Source organism: Halalkalibacter oceani (assembly GCF_023715705.1).
In the GTDB taxonomy this organism is placed as follows: domain Bacteria; phylum Bacillota; class Bacilli; order Bacillales; family Bacillaceae_D; genus Halalkalibacter; species Halalkalibacter oceani_A.
In genome coordinates, this window is record NZ_JAMBOS010000079.1 from 1 (window position 1) to 536 (window position 536).

A 536-nucleotide genomic window follows, 5' to 3' on the forward strand; every position below is an offset into this window, starting at 1 on the left:
TCAGTAGCATTGCATAAATAAATTCTATTGATGTCAAATCACTGTTTTTTAGTCACTCTAATAAGTCTGAACATTCAGTTTTTTAATCATCCAAGTCAAGTGAAAAAAGGACAGCAGGTAAGTAAATGGTAGTTCTTATCCACAATTTTACATTTATGCTTTTTCCTAGTTAAACATCGGATCATACGTCAAATCGTCTAGATGGCTCACCTCACCTTCAGTGAATTGGTGCTCAATTACCCTAAACTCCTCTTCCCAGTTCTGTTTTCGGCGACCTCTTGAAAAGCGTGTAGGCTGTCTGAAAAGGGAACGTAGAAAGGCGTCAAAACCTTTAAACAGAAGGTTCTGTAGAGTTTTCTTTATCTCGAGTAAAGGACCATTGTGCTGCAGCTGCTCTTGTAAAAGCACATGTAAACAGTACGTGATGAGCGCGACCCAGATTTGATTGCACACCGCATTCTCACTCTTTCCATAGAACGTTTTGAACGTGAGGTGCTGTTTCATCCATTTGAAAAAGGTCTCGATCTTCCAACGAT

General features: G+C 39.6%; 1 protein-coding gene. It reads right to left on the reverse strand.

The annotated features are described in order from the left end of the window. Positions 1-165: 165 nt before the first annotated feature. Positions 166-525, reverse strand: a complete 360-nt coding sequence (locus M3212_RS21725) for a hypothetical protein (protein WP_434084068.1) — start codon at positions 523-525, stop codon at positions 166-168. Positions 526-536: the final 11 nt, after the last annotated feature.